The sequence below is a fragment of the Pseudomonas sp. MF08875 genome (assembly GCF_059862525.1).
On record NZ_JCBCUW010000031.1, the window covers coordinates 37,525 to 56,495 of the forward strand.

Consider the following 18,971-nt stretch of genomic DNA (forward strand, 5'->3'; position numbering starts at 1 on the left):
GCCGCCGTCGTGGTAACAACGGTGGTTACGGCGCCAACAACCGATACCCCACCCCCGCCTCGGTCAGGATGAACCGCGGGTTGGTGGGGTCGTCGGCGAGTTTCTGCCGTAAGTGCCCCACCACGATGCGCAGGTAATGGCTGTCTTCGGTGTGGGTCGGGCCCCAAATGTCCTTGAGCAATTGCTGTTGGGTAATCACGCGCCCGGGGTGGCGCGCCAGTTGCGCCAGCACCGCGTATTCCTTGCGGGTCAGGGCCACTTGGGCGCCGTCCAGGACCACGCGGCGGTACGCCAGGTCGATGGTCAGCGGGCCGAAGGTCAGCGCCGCTTGCGGCGCTTCGCCGGTGGGGGCCTGGCGCAGCAGGGCGCGCACCCGAGCGAGGAATTCCTGAATGCCGAACGGCTTGGTCACGTAGTCGTTGGCGCCGCCGTCCAGGGCATCGACCTTCTGCCCCTCGCTGGCGCGCACCGACAGCACCAGCACCGGCATGCTGGACCATTGGCGCAACTCACGCAGCACCTGCTGGCCGTCCATGTCCGGCAGGCCCAGGTCGAGCACCAGTAAATCCGGCTGGTTTAGCGCGGCCTGGGCCAGGCCTTCAGTGCCGGTGCCCGCCTCCAACACTTTGTAGCCCTGGGAGGCGAGGCTGATACGTAGAAACTTGCGGATCTGCGGTTCGTCGTCGATGACCAAAATGGTCGCGGTCTGGCTCATGGCATCCATTCAAAGCAAAAAGTGGCAAAAGAGTAGCGCAGGCGGCTTCAGGCTTCACCGTCCAATGGCGGTTGGGTGGCCAGCGGCAGGTGCAGCGTGATGCAGGTTCCTCGGCCGTCGATGCCATCGCCGACGCTGATGCGCCCGCCGTGGGCGCCGACCATCCCTTGGCAGATCGCCAGCCCCAGGCCTGTGCCCTGCCCGCCCCGGTCACCCCGGGCGGCGGTGTAGAACATGTCGAAAATCTTCGCCCGGTCCTCTTCAGGGATACCCGGGCCTTCATCACAAACGGTGAAAAACAACTCCTCGTCGCCCGCCCCTGCGCTCAATTGCAAACGCCCGTGGGGCGGCGAAAACCGCGCCGCGTTCTCCAATACATTGACCAGCGCCTGTTCGATCAGCGCCGCGTGCACATACAGCAGCGGCAAGGTGCCCGGCACGTCGACGCTGACCTGCAACGGCGCCAGCACCGTGCGCAAACGGTTCAAGGCACTGCCGGCGATGTCGGCCGGCGACACCCAGTCGCGGGCCAGTTTCAGGGCGCCGTGGCCCAGGCGCGTCATGTCCAGCAGGTTCTGGATGTAGCGGTCCAGGCGCTCGGCTTCGTCGCGGGTGCCTTCGAGCAGTTCACGGCGATCTTCCAGCGGGATCGCCTCGCCCAGCGCCAAGAGGCTATCGATGCTGCCGCGCATGGACGTCAGCGGTGTGCGCAGGTCATGGGACACCGACGCCAGCAGCGCGCTGCGCAGTTGTTCGGTTTCGCCGTGCAGGCGCGCTGCTTCCAAGTCTTGCGCCAATTGGGCGCGGGCCAGGGCCTGGGCCAGCGGCTGGCTCAACGCGGTCAACAAACGCCGACGCTGGCCGCTCAGGGGCAAGCCATCGTGGGTCGAGACGCCCAGCAGGCCCAGCGGACCATCGTCCACCGACAGCGGCCACCACCACCAACGCCCGAACGGCAACGTGCCGGTGCCCAGGCCCGCCGCTTGGTCGTGTTGCCAGGCCCAATCGGCGGCGGCGCGTTCGGTCTCGTTCAGTTGCAACGGGCCACCGCTTTCCACTTGCCAGCCGTCGGCAGCCTGGCCCTGGCGGTTGACCAGGCACAGTTGCACATCGCGCCAGCCTTCCAAGTGCTGCGCCGCTGCGCTGATGACCGCCCGCCGGTCGGTGGCGGCGGTGAGTTTGCGCGACAGGTCGAGCAGTTCGCTGGTTTCCTCCTGGGTGTCGCGCAACGCCCGCAACTGCTGGCGCTGGCGGGCTGCGAGGTTACCGGTGAGCGCCGCCATCAGCAGGAAGAACAACAGGGTCAGCACGTCTTCTTCGCGCTGGATGCTCAGGGAGAAATTCGGCGGGATGAACAGAAAGTCATAGGTCAGGAACGACAGCGCCGCGCACACCAGCGCCGGGCCGAGGCTGCTGCGCACCGCCACCAGCAGCACCGCCGCGAGGAACACCAGGGAGATGTTGGGCAACGGCAGCACACTGGCCACGCCCCAGGCCAAGGCACTGGCCAGCAGCGTGGCCAGTACCGCCAGGGCATAGTCGAACCACACCAAGGTGTGGGCCGCCCGCGAGCGCGGCGGTGGCTGGTCGGTGTCGCTGTCCAGCACGTTGATTTCCAGGCCCCGGGCATCGCGCAGCAAGCGCGAGGCCAAGCCTCCACCGAGCAATCGGCGCCGCAAACGGGGCCGCGACTGGCCCACCAGCAACAAACTGGCACGGCGCTCGCCGGCGTGCTGGATCAGGGTCTTGGCCACTTCGCCGGCGCGCAGCAGCACCACTTCGCCGCCCAGGCGTTCGGCCAGTTGCTGGGCGCTTTGCAGGCGCAGGCGTGATTGCTCATCGGCCACCCGACCGTTGTCCACATGCACCAGGCTCCAGGGCAAATGCCGGCGCCGCGCCACGCGGCTAGCATGGCGCACCAGGCGTTCGGCCTGGCTGTCGCCGTCCACGCCCACCAGCAAGCGCCCGCGCACCGCGGGTGCGGCTTGGCCCAATTGGCGATAGCCCAGGGCCAGGTCGTCGTCCACCTGGGCGGCAGCGGTCTGCATCGCCAGCTCCCGCAGGGCGGTGAGGTTGGTCTGGGTAAAAAACGCGTCGATGGCGGCCCGCGCCTGCTCCGGCACGTAGACCTTGCCGTCGCGCAGGCGCTCCAGCAGTTCGCGGGGTGGCAAGTCGATCAGCAGCAGCTCGAAGGCTTCTTGCAGCACCCAATCGGGGAGCGTCTCGCGCACCTGCACGCCGGTGATGCCGCGCACCTGGTCGTTGAGGCTTTCCAGGTGCTGGACGTTGACCGTGGTGTACACGTCGATGCCGGCGGCCAGCAGTTCCTGGATATCCTGCCAGCGCTTGGCATGGCGGCTGCCGGGGGCGTTGCTGTGGGCCAGTTCGTCCACCAACACCAATTGCGGCTTGGCCTGGAGCAAGCCGTCGAGGTCCATTTCCTCCAGCACCACGCCGCGGTATTCCGAGCGCACCAAGGGTTGCTGGGGCAGGCCGGCGAGCAGGGCTTCGGTTTCGGCGCGGCCATGGGTTTCCACCACGCCCGCCAGCACCTTCACCCCTTGACGCAACTGGGTGTGGGCAGCCTGAAGCATGGCGTAGGTTTTGCCCACGCCGGGAGCAGCGCCCAGAAAGACCTTGAGGCGGCCGCGACCGTCCCGTGGCAGGTCGGCTAACAGGGCGTCGGCGCGGGTGGCGTTGCTCATCAAAAGGGTCCCTTGTTTGCGGGTGGTTATATGGGGTTTTCGCAACCGTCGTCGCGGGCCGGCGCGCTCATCCTAAAGAGGGAGCGGCCGGCCCGCGATGCTGCCCTACGGCTCTACAACTTTTCCAGAGCCCGGTTCAGCGCCAGCACGTTGACCACCGGCGGCCCCACCAGGGGTTGTTCGATGTGCTCGTCCAGCAACTGCGCCAGGGTCGCCACGGGCAGGTTGCGGGCAGCGGCGACTCGCGCCAGTTGATAGCCAATTGCCTCGGGTGGCAAGTGTGGATCGAGGCCGCTGCCGGAGGTGGTCAACAGCGCCAGCGGCACCGGGCCTTGGCCGGGCACTTGCTGTTTGTTGGCGTCGTCGATGACGCGGGTGGCCAGGGCCGGGTTGCTCGGTGCCAGGTTGCTAGCCCCGCTCGCCACCGTGGCGAAGGCCCCCGCCGAGGGCCGCGGGTGGAACCACGCATTGCCGGTAAAATCCTGGGCGATCAGCGCAGATCCGCGCACCTTACCCGCCTCATCACGCACCAGGCTGCCATTGGCCTGTTCGGGGAACGCCACTTGGGCCACGCCTGTGACCACCAGGGGATAGGCCACGCCGGTAATCAGGGTCATCAAAATAATCAGGCTCAAGGCCGGACGCACTACAGTCGACATATCAATTTCCTCGTTTCCAGAGAACAGATTCAGCACTGTGACCAGCACTCACACCAGGTGCAGTGCCGTCAGCAGCAGGTCGATCAACTTGATCCCCACGAACGGCGCCACCAAACCACCCACGCCATAAATCAGCAGGTTGCGCCGCAACAGGTGCACCGCACTGGCCGCTTGTACCCGCACCCCGCGCAGCGCCAGGGGGATTAGCACCACGATAATCAGGGCGTTGAACACAATCGCCGAGAGGATCGCGCTCTGCGGGCTGCTCAGTTGCATCACATTGAGCACGCCCAGCTGTGGATAAATCGCCGCGAACAGCGCCGGCAGGATGGCGAAGTACTTGGCCACGTCGTTGGCGATGGAGAACGTGGTCAGGGCGCCACGGGTCACCAGCAGCTCCTTGCCGATTTGCACCACGTCCAGCAGCTTGGTTGGGTCGCTGTCCAGGTCGACCATGTTGGCCGCCTCGCGGGCTGCCTGGGTGCCGTCGTTCATGGCCATGCCCACGTCAGCCTGGGCCAGGGCCGGGGCATCGTTGGCGCCGTCGCCGCACATGGCGACCAAACGGCCATCGTTTTGCTCATGGCGAATGCGCGCCAGTTTTTTCTCCGGCGTGGCCTCGGCCAGCACGTCGTCCACGCCCGCCTCGGCGGCGATGGCGGCGGCGGTCAGCGGGTTGTCGCCGGTGACCATCACGGTGCGAATACCCAACTTGCGCAACTGCGCAAAACGCTCGCGGATGCCGGGTTTGACCACGTCCTTGAGGTGAATGGCGCCCAGCAACTGGCCGTCGAGGCACACCAGCAACGGCGTGCCGCCGCTTTGGGCGATCTTGTCGATTTCCCGCGACAGCGCCGGCAGCACGTCGCTGCGCTGTTGGCCGATGAAGGCCAACACCGAATCCACCGCGCCCTTGCGGTACACGTGGCCCTGGTAGTCCACGCCCGACAGGCGCGTTTCGGCGCTGAACGGCACGGCGGTCAAGGTGTGCAACGGCGGCTCCACTTGCGGGTGCAAGCCGCGCAGAAAATCAACCACGGACTTGCCCTCGGCCGTCTCGTCGGCCAGGGAGGCCATCAACGCGCCTTCGGCCAAGGCCTTGGCGCTGACGCCGGGGGCGGCGTAGATCGCGGTGCAGCGGCGGTTGCCGAAGGTGATGGTGCCGGTCTTGTCGAGCATCAGCACGTGCACGTCGCCCGCCGCTTCCACCGCCCGGCCGGACTTGGCGATCACGTTCAGGCGCACCAGGCGATCCATGCCGGCGATGCCGATGGCCGAGAGCAGGCCGCCGATGGTGGTGGGGATCAGGGTCACCAGCAGCGCCACCAAAAACACCAGGGGCACGTTGCCCTCGGCAAAGCGGGCAAATGGCTGCAGGGTGACCACGACCACCAGGAAGATCAGGGTCAGGCCGATCAGCAGGATGTCCAGCGCCACTTCGTTGGGGGTTTTCTGCCGCTTGGCGCCTTCGACCAGGGCGATCATGCGGTCCAGGGTGGACTCGCCGGGGTTGGCGGTGATGCGCACCAGCAGCCAATCGGACACCAATCGCGTGTTGCCGGTGACGGCCGAGCGGTCGCCGCCGGATTCACGGATCACCGGTGCCGACTCGCCGGTAATGGCCGCTTCGTTGACGGCGGCGATGCCTTCGATCACTTCGCCATCACCGGGGATCATCTCCCCGGCCTCGACGCGCACCACATCGCCCTTGCGCAAACGGGTGGCAGGCAGCACTTCAAAACTGCCGTCGGCCTTCTTGCGCCGTGCGCTCATGCCTTCGCTGCCGGCCTTGAGGCTATCGGCGCGGGCTTTGCCGCGCCCCTCGGCCAGGGCCTCGGCAAAATTGGCAAAGAGCACGGTGAACCACAGCCACAGGGCAATTTGCGCGGCGACGCCAGTGGGCACCGCCGGGTCGGGGATAAAGCACAGCACGGTGGTGAAGACGGCTGTCAGTTCCACCACCAGCATCACCGGCGAGCGTTTGAGCTGACGCGGGTCGAGCTTGACAAAGGCTTGGCGCAACGCCGGGCGCCACAGGGCGGCGAAGGCGGTTTTTGCTTGCGGCGCCACGTGGGCGACGGCTTTGGGTGCAGGCATGTTCATGTTCAATTCCCTCGCTCTCAATGGGCAAACGCGGCCAGGCCCAGCTGTTCAGCCACCGGCCCCAGTGCCAGGCTCGGCAGGAAGGTCAGGCCGCCGACCAGCAAAATGGTCACGGTCAACAGGGCGACAAAGAGCGGGCCGTGGGTGGGGAAGCTGTCTTGGCCGATGGGCGCCGGCTTCTTCATCGCCAGGCTGCCCGCCAGGGCCAGCACCGGCAGGATGTAGCCGAAGCGGCCGATCAACATGCCCAGGCCCAGCATCAGGTTGTGGAACGGGGTGTTGACCCCAAGCCCTGCGAACGCCGAGCCGTTGTTGGCGCTGGCCGAAGTGTAGGCGTAGAGCAACTGGCTGAAGCCGTGGGGCCCAGGGTTGCTCACCGCCGCGGCCGGCCCCGGCAGGCTGGTGGCGAGGGCACCGAGCACCAGCACGCCGACGGGCATCACCAGCAGGGTCGCCACCAGCAACTTCACTTCCCGCGCTTGCAGCTTTTTGCCCAGGTATTCCGGGGTGCGGCCAATCATCAGGCCGGCGAGGAACACCGCGATCAGCACGTTGAGCAACATGCCGTAGAGCCCCGCACCGACGCCGCCGAAGATCACTTCGCCGACCATCATGTTCACCAGCGCGACCATGCCACTGAGCGGGTTGAGGCTGTCGTGCATGGCGTTGACCGAACCGTTGGACGCGGCGGTAGTGGTCACCGACCAGAGCACGGTGGCGGTGGTGCCGAAGCGGCTTTCCTTGCCTTCGAGCGGCGCGGTCTGCTCCACCGCCGCGTTGGCCAGGGTCGGGTTGGGCTGGTACTCGGCCCACAGCGACGTCGCGCCGCCAATCAGGAACAGGGCCAGCATGCAGGCGATGATCGCGCGGCTCTGGCGCAGGTCCTTGACGTAGTGGCCGAAGGTGAACACCAACGCCACGGGGATCAAGATGATCGACGCCACCTCGAACAGGTTGCTCCACGCGGTCGGGTTCTCGAACGGGTGGGCCGAATTGACACCGAAGAAACCACCGCCGTTGGTGCCCAACTGTTTGATGGCAATCTGGCTAGCGGCCGGGCCGAGGGGGATCACTTGGTCTGCCCCTTGCACCGTCAGCGCGTGGACGTACTGGGCAAAGGTCTGCGGCACACCCTGCCACACCAGAAACAGCGCCAGCAGCAGGCACAGCGGCAACAGGCCATAGAGGGTGGCGCGGGTCATATCAACCCAGAAGTTGCCCAGGGTTTGCGCCGACTTGCGGCCAATCCCACGGCACAGCGCCACCAGCACAGCCAGGCCGGTGGCGGCGCTGACGAAGTTCTGCACCGTCAGGCCCGCCATCTGGCTGAAGTAGCTCAGGGTGGCCTCGCCGCTATAAGACTGCCAGTTGGTGTTGGTCATGAAGCTGACGGCGGTGTTGAACGCCTGTGTCCACTCCTGCCCCGGCAACTGCTGCGGGTTGAGCGGCAAATAGTTCTGCCACAACAGAATCGCGAACAGCAAAAGGAACCCGGCCAGGTTGAAGGCGAGCAAGGCCAGGGTGTACTTCTGCCAACTCTGTTCGGCCTGGGGGTCGACCCCGGCCACGCGATAGCAGCCGCGCTCCAGCGGCCCGAGCACCGGCGACAGCCAAGTGCGTTGCCCTTCCATCACCTTGTAGTAGAAGCGCCCCAGAAAGGGGGCCGGCACCAGCACCAGGGCAAAGAAGGCCAGGATCAGCCAATAGTCATAACTGTGCATAGCCGCTCCTAGTGCCGATCTGCGCGCAACAGCGCAACCAGTAGATAAATGAACAGCCCCACTGCCAGCAGCAGTGACCCTGCGTCCAGAACATTCATGGAGTTTCTCCGGGGTATGGCGGTGGTCGCCTGTTGCGCAATTGTCCGCGCCGCGCCTGTAAAGGAACGAGATCGAGGGCTGTGGCTGCACATAAAGAACGCGTAAAGAAGCCGCTTAAGGCGTGTCAGCGAGGGGGCTCATCTTTAATGCGACGCGCACATGGCTAAGTTGTCGCACTTGGCGATACTCACCGCCGTGTGGTTCAGCATCCTGGTCGGGCGCCAGAGAAACAGTCGCGGCCAAGGGCCGGTATCGGGCATAGAATGGAACCACTGCCAATTTCCATCGCTCAAAGTGTTAGGCAGGCTGCGCGGCGACCCTCGCCCCACAGGCTGCCCTCAAGGAGAACCCTATGCCCTGGTATGCCTGGATGATTCTGATCGTTGCCATCGGCTCGATCGTGGGTGGCCTGATGATGTTGCGCGACACCGCGAACAAGGTCGAACTGACCGACGAGCAACGCAAACGCGTGGCTGAGCGCAATGCCGAGATGGACGCCAAAGACGCTCAAGACCGCTAATTCAACGCCCTAATCAATAAAACCCTTCATTGCAAAGTGAAGGGTTTTTAACTTTGCGCCGCCATCCATTAGTTCTTATACAAAACCTGTACAACTAATAGTACGGAAAAGCCTGACAGTTAAACCTCAATCCGTGTTGTAGATCTGCGTGCTTTATTGGAGTAGAAGTACAGTCACCATCCAATTAACCTTGGTTAAGATGGCCCACCGCTGTGGAGACTTCTTAAATGCGTTATTCGCAAGACCATAAAGCCCAAACCCATCAACGCATTATTGAAGAAGCTTCGGCACGCTTTCGTCGCGACGGTATCGGCGCAACAGGCCTGCAACCTTTAATGAAAGCACTGGGGCTGACCCATGGCGGCTTTTACTCCCATTTCAAATCCAAAGACGAACTGGTGGAAAAAGCCCTGCAAGTCGCCAGCGACCAACTGGACGCCCACTGCGCCACCTTGTTTGCCCAGGACGAGCCGCTGGAGGCCTTTGTCGACAGTTATCTCTCCCAATGGCATGCCACCTCCCCCCATCAAGGCTGCCCACTGCCAACGATGTGCTCCGAACTCGGCCAACGCGGCCAGCCCAGCGCTACCACAGACGCAGTGCTCAACGCCAGGTTGCGGCAGCTCGAACACAGCCTGGGCAGCCCTGACGCCCGCGAACAAAGCATCATCATCATGTCGGCCCTGGTGGGGGCGCTACTGTTGTCACGCAGCGTCCAGAACCCGCAACTGGGTCAACAAATTCTCGACACCGTGCGTGAACACCTGAAACAGAACACTTCGCGACCTAACCGCGGCCCACAAAAAAGGCCGATCAATGATCGGCCTCACCCATACAACCCACTCACTTAGTTGACGACTAACTTGTCCCGGTTCTTTTCCAGGATAGCTTTGCCAATTCCCTTGACTTCCAGTAGCTCATCTACCGAAGCAAAGGCGCCATTGCTTTCACGGTAAGCCACGATGGCCCGGGCCTTAGCCTCCCCGACCCCGGCAAGCTCGCGTTGCAGAGTCGGCACATCGGCGGCGTTAAGGTCGATTCTAGAGGACTGTTCGCTGGGAGCGACTTGTACGGCAACGGGTGCGGATGTCTCTGTTTTGACAGGTGCAGCATTCACGGCGAGGGATGCGCTGGCCAGCAAGGCAAAGGCCAGGGAAGAGAGATGAGCTATACGCATAAGTAAAACTCCATGACTTTGATAGGGGAAAGCAGCTTTTCCCAAGCTGCTTTCCAAACCTAGACGAGGCCCGGAGCATGTCAAAAATGGCAGCGTTACAGCGTATGTGAAGTCACGGGTCGAGGCGGCGTTGCTGGTACACCCAATCAACGATCTCACCATCGGGCGTATAGCCACTGACGGTATCGCGCAGCAATTGGCGAACACGCGAATAATCGTCCTTTTCCACTGCCGCCAACAGTTCGTTGAGCTTGCCCTTGAGCGTGTCCCAGGGCAGGTGTTCTTCATTGGCGCTCATAATCATCGGGTGCTGGGTCGCCGCGACGTTATCGCCAATCAGTAACTCCTCGTAAAGCTTCTCCCCGGGACGCAGGCCGGTAAATTCGATGGAAATCTCGCCATGGAGATTTTTTTCTGACCGCACACTCAGGCCAGAAAGGTGAATCATCTTCTCGGCCAACTCGACGATCTTCACCGGCTCGCCCATGTCGAGCACGAAGACATCGCCGCCCTGCCCCATGGAACCGGCCTGAATCACCAGTTGCGCCGCCTCAGGGATCGTCATGAAGTAGCGGGTAATCTTCGGATGGGTGACCGTCAACGGCCCACCCGACTTGATCTGCTTGTGGAAGAGCGGGATCACCGAACCGGAAGAGCCCAGTACATTGCCAAAGCGGACCATGGTGAAGCGGGTTTTGTTGACCCGCGAAACATTGGCCCGGTCACCGAACAATACCGGTGCCAGCTCTCGGCTCAGCGCCTGCAAGGTGAGCTCCGCCAGGCGTTTGGTGCTGCCCATCACATTGGTCGGGCGTACCGCTTTATCCGTGGAAATCAGCACAAAGTTGGCAACCCCGGCCTGCAACGCCGCCTGCGCGGTGTTGAGGGTGCCTATTACATTGTTCAACACGCCTTCGGCGATGTTGTGCTCGACCATCGGCACATGCTTGTAGGCTGCCGCGTGATAGACGGTCTCTACATTCCAGGTCTTCATCACATCCAGCAATTTATCGGGATGGCGGATGGAACCGAGGATCGGCAGCAAGCGCACCGGCACGGACTCGCGGGCGATACGCTGTTCGAGTTCAGACAGAATGCTGTAGAGGTTGAACTCGCTGTGATCGAACAGAATCAGGGTGGTTGGGCCGATGGAAAAGATCTGCCGGCACAACTCTGAGCCAATCGAACCGCCCGCCCCGGTGACCATCACGGTCTTGCCCTTGATGCAGCGGGCCAGTAACTCGCACTGGGCCGGGACCGCATCACGTCCCAACAGGTCGGCGATATCGACTTCCTGGATGTCGTCAACCTTGACCAGGCCACTGGCCAGGTCCGTGAAATTGGGCACGCTTCGCACATGCAGCGGAAAGCCTTCCAGGAGGTTCAGAATCTCCCTACGCCGCGCGCGAGTGGAGGACGGCAGGGCCAGGAGGATTTCCTGCGCCCCGGTTACGTCGATCATCTGCTGGATGTGCTTGGGCTTATACACTTGCAAACCGGAAATGGAGCGATCGGCTATACCCGCGTCATCGTCGATGAACGCTACGGGGCGCATCACCCGCCCCATCCGCAGCGCCGCGACCAACTGATTGCCAGCCACCCCGGCTCCGTAGATCGCTACCTTGGTCAAGCCATCATCACGGTTGGTAAAAGGCACGTGCTGGGCGGCCGTGAACCAGTCACCCATAAAGTATTGGCGCATGCACAGCCGCAGCCCGCCGATGATGACCAGGCTCAACCACCAGTAGTTGAAAATGATCGAGCGCGGCACGACGGCCTGATGGTTGCTGTACCAATAGACCACCACCGCGAGGATCAACGACGACAGGCTGACAGCCTTGACGATGGCAATCAGCGCATCATTGCCGAAATAACGCATGACCGCGCGGTACATGCCAAAACGGATAAATAGGGGAATAGCCACCACCGGCGCAGAGGCGAAAAGCCAGAAATGAGCCCGGACGGGGTTGTACATGTCATCGACACCCAGGCGCACGATGAACGCCAGCCAGAGCGCGACCCAGACCAACACAACATCGGTGGCCAGCTGCAGCAGCCTTTTTTGCCGGCGCGGCAGACCCAGTAAAGATGCTTTCAATTTGTCCATAAATACTCGACCTGACGGTCTCGCCCCCATCAATCAATCTGAATCGTCGCTGTTCGCCTGCATCAGACCGCTTCATTTCAAACTTGGTTGCAGACGCCAAGCGCCGGCAACGACACTCTCACAAAACCCTAGCCGTGAATATCCAATAACTTGGATCTTACATCGTCACTAGAACAGGCTTTGTGAATAGATTCTTTGACCTGGACCCAAACCTTTTATTCCAAAGTCCCGGCTTTAAAGAACCAAGCCGAAAACACCAGAGGCGTGTATGCGAGCGACAACCCTGCAATGGGCTCCAGCATCCCCATCACCACAAACAGCGCGATGGGCAGTAGCCACAACACATTAATTGCAACTACAGCTAGCGTTACCGCCCTGTGACTCTGAAACCTGCGAGCGGCAAATTGGTAGGCATGGCTGCGATGTGCCTGGAAAACCTTGTCACCGCGCAGCAAACGCCGCAGCAATGTCCAGGTGGCATCGACAACAAATACGCCTAACAAGATCACCCAACCCCAGAACAACTCGGGCCCGACCCATGCGGCTTGAAGCGCCAGAGCCCCAAGAATCAACCCCAGAAATCCACTGCCCGCATCTCCCATGAAGATACGGGCTGGGGGGAAGTTCCAGCACAGAAATCCAAGCACCGCACACGCCAGCATCAACGCAAGCCAGATCAGTGAAACCTGGCCACCCACCCAGTAAAGCAGACAAGCGCCCAGGCACACGCAAAGGGCCTCGACACTGGCCAAACCATCGATGCCATCCATGAAGTTGTATAGGTTGAGCATCCACACCAAATAAACCAGCGCCAGCCCGTTGCCCAGCCAACCCAGATCGACCAGCAAGCCAAAAACAGACAGAGGAGCGAGTCCGCCGATCCAGAAAAGCACCCAGGCCGCCGCGACAAAATGCCCCAAGAGCCGCCACTTTGCGGCAATGTGCCCATGGTCATCGGCAAACCCGATGCCGGCCACCAACAGCCCCGCCCCCAAAAAACCCTTGAGTTCAGCACCCCCAAGCCCATCAAGGCTGGCCAGCACAAGCATCGCAGTTGAAAAGGCCACAACAATCGCCATTCCACCACCACGAGGCGTGGGAATCGTGTGGGAACTGCGCTCATTAGGCACATCCAACAAGCTTTGGGTGAGCGCGTAATGACGTAGAGCCAGCGTCAGTAACCAGGAAACGGCAAACACCACGGGTAGTAACCACCAGAAAATCATTGAGCCTTGTTATCCAAATAATGACGGGCAGTTTTTTCCAAGGCGCGCCCCACACTGACCGGCGGCAGCCATCCCAAGATCGCACAGGTTTTGGCCATATCAACCTGCAATGATCCGCACAGACGTTGAACCATGGCCCTTTTTCCCAGCATTGCGGCGGCCGAATTCAACAGTACACAGGGGATGGGGATGAGGTACGCACGCTTGCCGAGCGCCTCGGCCATGCGCTGAAGCAATTGAGTCGTGGAGAGGTCTTCACCATCACTGACCAGAAAGGTATTACCACTAGCCGCGGGATGCTCAATACACGTCACGATGAGATCCACGAGGTTCTCGAGCGCAACAAAACTACGCCGGTTGTGAATAGCCCCCAGAGGCAAGGGAATACCTTTATGCAACCAGTTCATCATGCTCAGGAAATTGGCCTTGACCCCAGGCCCGAAGACCAGCGGCGGCCGGATGATGACTATCTCCATACCGGTTTCACGCCCAAGCGCCGTCAAGGCACTTTCAGCTTCCCACTTCGATACGCCGTAGGGATCAGTAGGCTGAGGACTGTCCTCAGCACAAAAAGGGCTCCCTTGCACGGTCTCTTCACCATTGACCTTGATAGAACTGATAAAAACAAACCGCGTCACCCCTGCCTCGGCGGCCTTTTTCGCGAGCCGGACAGTGCCTTCGACATTGGTTTTACGGAACGCTGAAAGAGGATCAGCGCAGGTGTCATGCATAACGTGCACACGAGCTGCAGCGTGGACGACGACTTTAATGTTTTCGAGAGAAGGGAGTTCACTTTCACTATCAAGGTCAAAGCGAATGCTGGGGCAAAGACCACTTAACCTGGAACTACGCCGAACTGCGGCCACAGGAACGAACAGGCGATCCCTCAACAAACGAAAAACCAGCGCTTCGCCAACCCAGCCCGATGCTCCAGTAATTAAAACCTGCGCTCCATTCATTTAGTCTTACTTCCAATCAAGGCACTGGTGAGGCAGATAAAAAAGAAAAACAGCTTATCTCGAAAACGTCGTCTGCACTGCCAGGAATGAAGGGACAACCGAAGCAAGTGAATTCGTTCTAGTGGCAACCAAGTGCTGACAAAATGATCGTCCCCTCTACCAACCAAGCAAGTAATCATCCGCACTTGTTTAAACCACCATCCTTCATGAATAGTCTTGTAGCGGACCATGAGTGAAAAAAGGCTGGTATTGGCGCCCACCTGATTGTTTTCGTGCTGCCTATATTGCATAGAGGGCACAGGGTCAATAAACCATTTAAAGTTCTGACTGCGAGCGAATGCGTAAAAGTACCAGTCATGCAGGCTAACACCCTGGAACGCCTTCCAGCGGGAGACTATCGAGTCCTTCAAGGGGTCAGCTAAGCGCCGGCTCAGCACATAGGTGCAGCCAGGGCCGGCGGCTTCAAACAAGAAGTCCCACGCAACTTGCGGCTGGGCCTTGTCGAGCAAGTGGGTCCTACCATCCTGCCAAAACGCAGTCACATTGCTTGAGTACGCATCATAGTCAGTGCTGCTCAGGGTCTGGACAGCCCGCCAAAGTTTATCCGGGTGCCAGATATCATCCTGATCGGCGAGCGCCACAAAATCGTAATCAGCAAACTCCACATCAAGAATAAGACGAAAAAAATTTGGAGCGGCTCCACCAAAGCGACCCGCCTCTGCCAATACCACCACATTGGGGTGCGCATCGCTGAGCGTTGAACACCATATTTCAGTTCCATCGGTGGAAGGGTCGACGCTTATATAGAGAGTCACATCAACTGCCGACTGTTCAAGGATTGATTTCACCTGTTCATCAATCCACTGCATCCCGTTATAAGCGGCTAGTAGCACGGCTACTTTATAGGGTTGGTCCAAGGGCATTAAACATTCGCCTACGTTCATTGAACGTTGTCACACGCTGAGTTCTAGATCATATCAATGGCAGGATAAATCCACGATTCTTTGCAGATACCGACCGTAACCGGTTTTCTTCAATCGCTGCGCCTGGATAGCCAACTGCTCGGTAGTAATCCATCCGTTGGCGTAGGCAATTTCCTCAAGGCACGCGACCTTGAGTCCTTGTCGATGCTCTATGGTGTGAACAAAATGGCTGGCTTCAAGAAGGGACTCATGGGTACCGCTATCAAGCCAGGCAAAACCTCGACCCAGCATTTCAACATTCAAAGAACCCTGCTGGAGATAAGCCAGGCTGACATCCGTGATTTCAAGCTCGCCGCGGGCAGAAGGTTTAATGCTTTTGGCGATATCAACAACCTGGTTATCGTAAAAATACAAGCCTGTAACGGCATAGTTTGACTTTGGCTTGAGCGGCTTTTCCTCAATACTCAGCGCCTGTCCATCGCCATCGAACTCTACGACGCCGAACCGCTCCGGATCAGACACGTGATACCCAAAGACCGTTGCACCGTGGGTTCGAGCATTAGCGACGCGCAAATTATCAGAAAAGTGCTGTCCGTAGAAAATATTGTCCCCAAGAATCAAGCAACATGGATCTTTGCCAATAAACTCTTCGCCAATAATAAATGCTTGGGCCAATCCCTCCGGGCGCGCCTGCTCGGCATAAGTAAGGTGGATACCGTACAAACTGCCATCACCGAGGAGCTTGCGAAAGCTAGGCAAATCCTCAGGCGTGGAGATAATGAGAATTTCTCTCATGCCCGTAAGCATCAATACCGATAGTGGATAAAAAATCATCGGTTTGTCATAGATAGGCAACATCTGCTTGGAGACGCCCAAGGTCAATGGGTGTAAGCGCGTGCCTGAGCCGCCCGCGAGAATAATGCCTTTGCGACCTGAAGTAATCATGAGCGAAGCTTCCGTCAGCATTCCGGTACAACTTTCCTACAACCAGAAAATATAAAAATTAGTCATACCGAAGACTGCTGGTACAGACAATAAATACGCACCTACAATTCTACCTAACAGCCCTGCAGGTGGCGCTTTCACGATTAGTCGGCCAAAACTCAGGATGAAAAAAATCAAACCATACGTTTATGAAGCCTGGACTGGCGCCCAAGGAATAGCCTTAAGAGAGGGCCAGCCAACATACCAATAAGCAACGCAATCACCACCACCACCGATACAGGTAGTTGCGGGGCTGCCCACCCCAGAAACAGCAGGGAAACAGGCTGTTGATTTTCAAGCATAAAGGTGAGAATTACCAGAACCAACAATAGCCCTGTGACAGCCAGCATACTACGGCTCAGATTACGCATGAGTTGCTCCTTGGCTTCTAATCAAAGCCCTTCTTCCTCTTCTTCATTCACTCGATCGCGCAACTCTTTACCCGGTTTGAAATGGGGCACGAACTTTCCGTCGAGACTGACCGATTGACCAGTTTTTGGGTTACGGCCAACCCGTGGCGCGCGGTAATGCAGGGAGAAGCTACCAAAACCCCGGATCTCGATTCGATCACCGGTGGCCAGGCACTGGGACATTTGCTCAAGCATGGTCTTGATGGCCAACTCTACATCCTTAGATGAGAGCAGCCCTTGATGGGTGACAATTCGTTCGATCAACTCCGACTTCGTCATATTTTTCCCTTCTTTTTCAAGCAGCTAGATCAGCGCTCCAAAGGTTTTAGCATGCGGGAGAGATTTTGAACAGCCTACATATTGACTTATCTTTACGCCCTAGCAGACAAGGCTGACAAACCGCTTCGCGCCATCTTTCACCCTTCATAAGCGTGAAAAACCTCACCGACAGATAACCAGCATGTTGCGCGATAAATACCCAGCCGGGTTCCAGCCAAAGAGGTAATCACCAGGCTCCTCATTCACGTCGCTCGATTTAGTAATCACTTTGTAGCCAGCGGTACCACACTCTCTTGCGGCGCGCTTGTAGCACCTCTCCCAGCTCGATCCTAGCCCGGAGCAGTTAATTTCCACACCACTGACTCCGCGCACCACATGGGTTTTAGCCCCAGTTGTACAGCCCAGCAGAATCAAACTCGTAATAACGATACAAAAGCCCTTCATTTCGCGCCCTCGGCCAGAAACCCAACAAAACAGCATGCGCTTCGCTCAAAGCTTAGACCCGATTGAAATATAGGCGCACACAAGGAAATAGATACTGGGAGCAGCAGTTGGTTTCTTGCGATCAGCCACATGAGGTCGAGAGCATCCGAGGGAAAAGAACCATCAAATCGCAGGCACAAAAAAGGGCGACCGAAGCCGCCCTTTTCTATGGTCCGACAGAACTTAGTTCTGTTTTTCCATCTGTGCACGCAACAGGTCACCCAGAGTGGTAGGACCAGCAGCAATGTCAGAGGTAGCTGGCTTGTCGCGCAGGCTCTGGATTGCTTCTTTCTCTTCAGCATCGTCTTTCGACTTGATGGAGAGCTGGATTACGCGGCTCTTACGGTCAACGCTGATGATCTTGGCTTCTACTTCTTCGCCTTCTTTCAGCACGTTACGCGCGTCTTCAACACGGTCACGGCTGATTTCGGAAGCTTTCAGAGTCGCTTCGATATCGTCGGCCAAAGTGATGATGGCGCCTTTAGCGTCAACTTCTTTCACAATGCCTTTAACGATTGCGCCTTTGTCGTTCTCTTGAACGTACTCGGAGAACGGATCGCTTTCCAGTTGCTTGATACCCAGCGAGATGCGCTCACGCTCCGGGTCAACCGACAGGATAACGGTGTCCAGTTCGTCGCCCTTCTTGAAACGACGCACGGCTTCTTCGCCCACTTCGTTCCAGGAAATGTCGGACAGATGAACCAGGCCGTCGATGCCGCCGTCCAGACCAATGAAGATACCGAAATCGGTGATCGACTTGATGGTGCCGGAGATTTTATCGCCCTTGTTGAACTGGCCAGAGAAATCTTCCCATGGGTTAGATTTGCACTGCTTGATGCCCAGGGAGATACGACGACGCTCTTCGTCGATGTCCAGAACCATAACTTCCACTTCGTCGCCAACTTGTACGACTTTCGAAGGGTGGATGTTCTTGTTGGTCCAGTCCATTTCCGAAACGTGAACCAGGCCTTCAACGCCTTCTTCCAGCTCAGCGAAGCAGCCGTAGTCGGTCAGGTTGGTAACACGTGCGGTAACGCGAGTGCTTTCTGGGTAACGGGCTTTGATAGCAACCCATGGATCTTCGCCCAGTTGCTTGAGGCCCAGAGAAACACGGTTGCGTTCGCGATCGTATTTCAGAACCTTGACATCGATCTCGTCGCCAACGTTGACGATTTCGGAAGGATGCTTGATACGCTTCCAAGCCATGTCGGTAATGTGCAGCAGGCCATCGACGCCACCCAGATCGACGAATGCGCCGTAATCGGTGAGGTTTTTGACGATACCTTTGACTTGCTGGCCTTCTTGCAGGGATTCCAGCAGAGCTTCACGCTCGGCGGAGTTCTCTGCTTCCAGGACGCTACGACGGGAAACGACAACGTTGTTGCGCTTCTGATCCAGCTTGATGACCTTGAATTCCAGCTCTTTGCCTTCCAGGTGCGTGGTGTCGCGCACTGGACGAACGTCGACCAAAGAACCTGGCAGGAACGCACGGATGCCGTTAACGTCGACAGTGAAGCCGCCTTTAACCTTACCGTTGATAACGCCCTTGACCACTTCTTCGGCTGCGAAGGCTGCTTCCAGAACAATCCAGCATTCAGCGCGCTTGGCTTTTTCACGGGAGAGCTTGGTTTCACCGAAGCCGTCTTCAACCGAGTCCAGAGCAACGTGAACTTCGTCACCGACGTTGATAGTCAGGTCGCCAGCGTCATTGTAAAACTGCTCAAGCGGGATGAGTGCTTCAGACTTCAGACCAGCGTGAACGGTTACCCAGCGAGCTTGGTAATCGATATCAACGATAACACCGGTGATGATGGAGCCTGCCTGAAGGTTCAGGGTTTTTAGGCTTTCTTCAAAGAGTTCCGCAAAGCTTTCGCTCATTTTAATTCCTGTTGATAAGGGCG

General features: G+C 59.0%; 18 protein-coding genes. 2 read left to right on the forward strand and 16 right to left on the reverse strand.

Translation table 11 applies throughout. The features are described 5' to 3' along the window. Window positions 1-25 precede the first annotated feature (25 nt). The 6 genes from AC19YT_RS18275 to kdpF form a co-directional block, all read right to left on the reverse strand. Window positions 26-715 carry a response regulator gene (locus AC19YT_RS18275; RefSeq protein ID WP_095107479.1) on the reverse strand — a complete coding sequence of 230 codons (690 nt, stop codon included), beginning with the start codon at window positions 713-715 and terminating at the stop codon, window positions 26-28. Window positions 716-762: 47 nt separating this feature from the next. Then, on the reverse strand, window positions 763-3,420 hold the full coding sequence (locus AC19YT_RS18280) for a DUF4118 domain-containing protein (protein WP_500597014.1): 2,658 nt from the start codon (window positions 3,418-3,420) through the stop codon (window positions 763-765). A gap of 113 nt (window positions 3,421-3,533) precedes the next feature. Further along, window positions 3,534-4,079 carry a potassium-transporting ATPase subunit KdpC gene (gene kdpC, locus AC19YT_RS18285; RefSeq protein WP_095107477.1) on the reverse strand — a complete coding sequence of 182 codons (546 nt, stop codon included), beginning with the start codon at window positions 4,077-4,079 and terminating at the stop codon, window positions 3,534-3,536. 48 nt (window positions 4,080-4,127) lie between these two features. Beyond that, on the reverse strand, window positions 4,128-6,182 hold the full coding sequence (kdpB, locus tag AC19YT_RS18290) for a potassium-transporting ATPase subunit KdpB (RefSeq protein ID WP_095107476.1): 2,055 nt from the start codon (window positions 6,180-6,182) through the stop codon (window positions 4,128-4,130). Window positions 6,183-6,199: 17 nt separating this feature from the next. Next, complete coding sequence (gene kdpA / locus AC19YT_RS18295; protein ID WP_095107475.1) at window positions 6,200-7,903, reverse strand: potassium-transporting ATPase subunit KdpA; 1,704 nt, start codon at window positions 7,901-7,903, stop codon at window positions 6,200-6,202. An 8-nt stretch (window positions 7,904-7,911) separates the two neighbouring features. Next, complete coding sequence (gene kdpF, locus AC19YT_RS18300; protein WP_095107474.1) at window positions 7,912-8,001, reverse strand: K(+)-transporting ATPase subunit F; 90 nt, start codon at window positions 7,999-8,001, stop codon at window positions 7,912-7,914. Between the two features lie 353 nt (window positions 8,002-8,354). Between kdpF and AC19YT_RS18305 the strand changes: the two genes are divergently transcribed. Beyond that, window positions 8,355-8,522 carry a DUF2897 family protein gene (locus AC19YT_RS18305; RefSeq protein WP_095107473.1) on the forward strand — a complete coding sequence of 56 codons (168 nt, stop codon included), beginning with the start codon at window positions 8,355-8,357 and terminating at the stop codon, window positions 8,520-8,522. A 227-nt stretch (window positions 8,523-8,749) separates the two neighbouring features. Further along, window positions 8,750-9,373: a TetR/AcrR family transcriptional regulator gene (locus AC19YT_RS18310; protein ID WP_500610763.1), complete on the forward strand. Its 624-nt coding sequence runs from the start codon at window positions 8,750-8,752 to the stop codon at window positions 9,371-9,373. Here the strand turns inward: AC19YT_RS18310 and AC19YT_RS18315 are convergent. The 10 genes from AC19YT_RS18315 to rpsA all read right to left on the reverse strand — a co-directional run bounded on the left by AC19YT_RS18315 (window position 9,370) and on the right by rpsA (window position 18,948). Further along, complete coding sequence (locus tag AC19YT_RS18315) at window positions 9,370-9,699, reverse strand: ComEA family DNA-binding protein (RefSeq protein ID WP_095107471.1); 330 nt, start codon at window positions 9,697-9,699, stop codon at window positions 9,370-9,372. The genes AC19YT_RS18310 and AC19YT_RS18315 overlap by 4 nt on opposite strands. Window positions 9,700-9,811: 112 nt before the next feature. Then, entirely contained in the window at window positions 9,812-11,806 is a 1,995-nt protein-coding gene (locus AC19YT_RS18320; protein WP_095107470.1) for a polysaccharide biosynthesis protein, read from the reverse strand. Between the two features lie 215 nt (window positions 11,807-12,021). Continuing rightward, complete coding sequence (locus AC19YT_RS18325) at window positions 12,022-13,032, reverse strand: MraY family glycosyltransferase (protein ID WP_500610764.1); 1,011 nt, start codon at window positions 13,030-13,032, stop codon at window positions 12,022-12,024. Further along, the gene (locus AC19YT_RS18330; RefSeq protein ID WP_500610765.1) at window positions 13,029-13,991 is read right to left on the reverse strand and encodes a UDP-glucose 4-epimerase family protein; all 963 of its coding nucleotides are present in this window, start codon (window positions 13,989-13,991) and stop codon (window positions 13,029-13,031) included. Before AC19YT_RS18330 ends, AC19YT_RS18325 begins: the two co-directional genes overlap by 4 nt. Further along, the gene (locus tag AC19YT_RS18335; RefSeq protein WP_500610766.1) at window positions 13,988-14,914 is read right to left on the reverse strand and encodes a glycosyltransferase; all 927 of its coding nucleotides are present in this window, start codon (window positions 14,912-14,914) and stop codon (window positions 13,988-13,990) included. Before AC19YT_RS18335 ends, AC19YT_RS18330 begins: the two co-directional genes overlap by 4 nt. 54 nt (window positions 14,915-14,968) lie before the next feature. Further along, entirely contained in the window at window positions 14,969-15,859 is an 891-nt protein-coding gene (gene rfbA, locus AC19YT_RS18340) for a glucose-1-phosphate thymidylyltransferase RfbA (RefSeq protein ID WP_500610772.1), read from the reverse strand. A 173-nt stretch (window positions 15,860-16,032) separates the two neighbouring features. Next, window positions 16,033-16,269 carry a lipopolysaccharide assembly protein LapA domain-containing protein gene (locus tag AC19YT_RS18345; protein WP_095107466.1) on the reverse strand — a complete coding sequence of 79 codons (237 nt, stop codon included), beginning with the start codon at window positions 16,267-16,269 and terminating at the stop codon, window positions 16,033-16,035. A gap of 21 nt (window positions 16,270-16,290) precedes the next feature. Continuing rightward, complete coding sequence (gene ihfB / locus AC19YT_RS18350; RefSeq protein WP_007899751.1) at window positions 16,291-16,587, reverse strand: integration host factor subunit beta; 297 nt, start codon at window positions 16,585-16,587, stop codon at window positions 16,291-16,293. A 162-nt stretch (window positions 16,588-16,749) separates the two neighbouring features. Continuing rightward, on the reverse strand, window positions 16,750-17,031 hold the full coding sequence (locus AC19YT_RS18355) for a hypothetical protein (protein ID WP_500610767.1): 282 nt from the start codon (window positions 17,029-17,031) through the stop codon (window positions 16,750-16,752). Window positions 17,032-17,253: 222 nt separating this feature from the next. Next, window positions 17,254-18,948: a 30S ribosomal protein S1 gene (gene rpsA / locus AC19YT_RS18360; RefSeq protein WP_095107465.1), complete on the reverse strand. Its 1,695-nt coding sequence runs from the start codon at window positions 18,946-18,948 to the stop codon at window positions 17,254-17,256. Window positions 18,949-18,971: the final 23 nt, after the last annotated feature.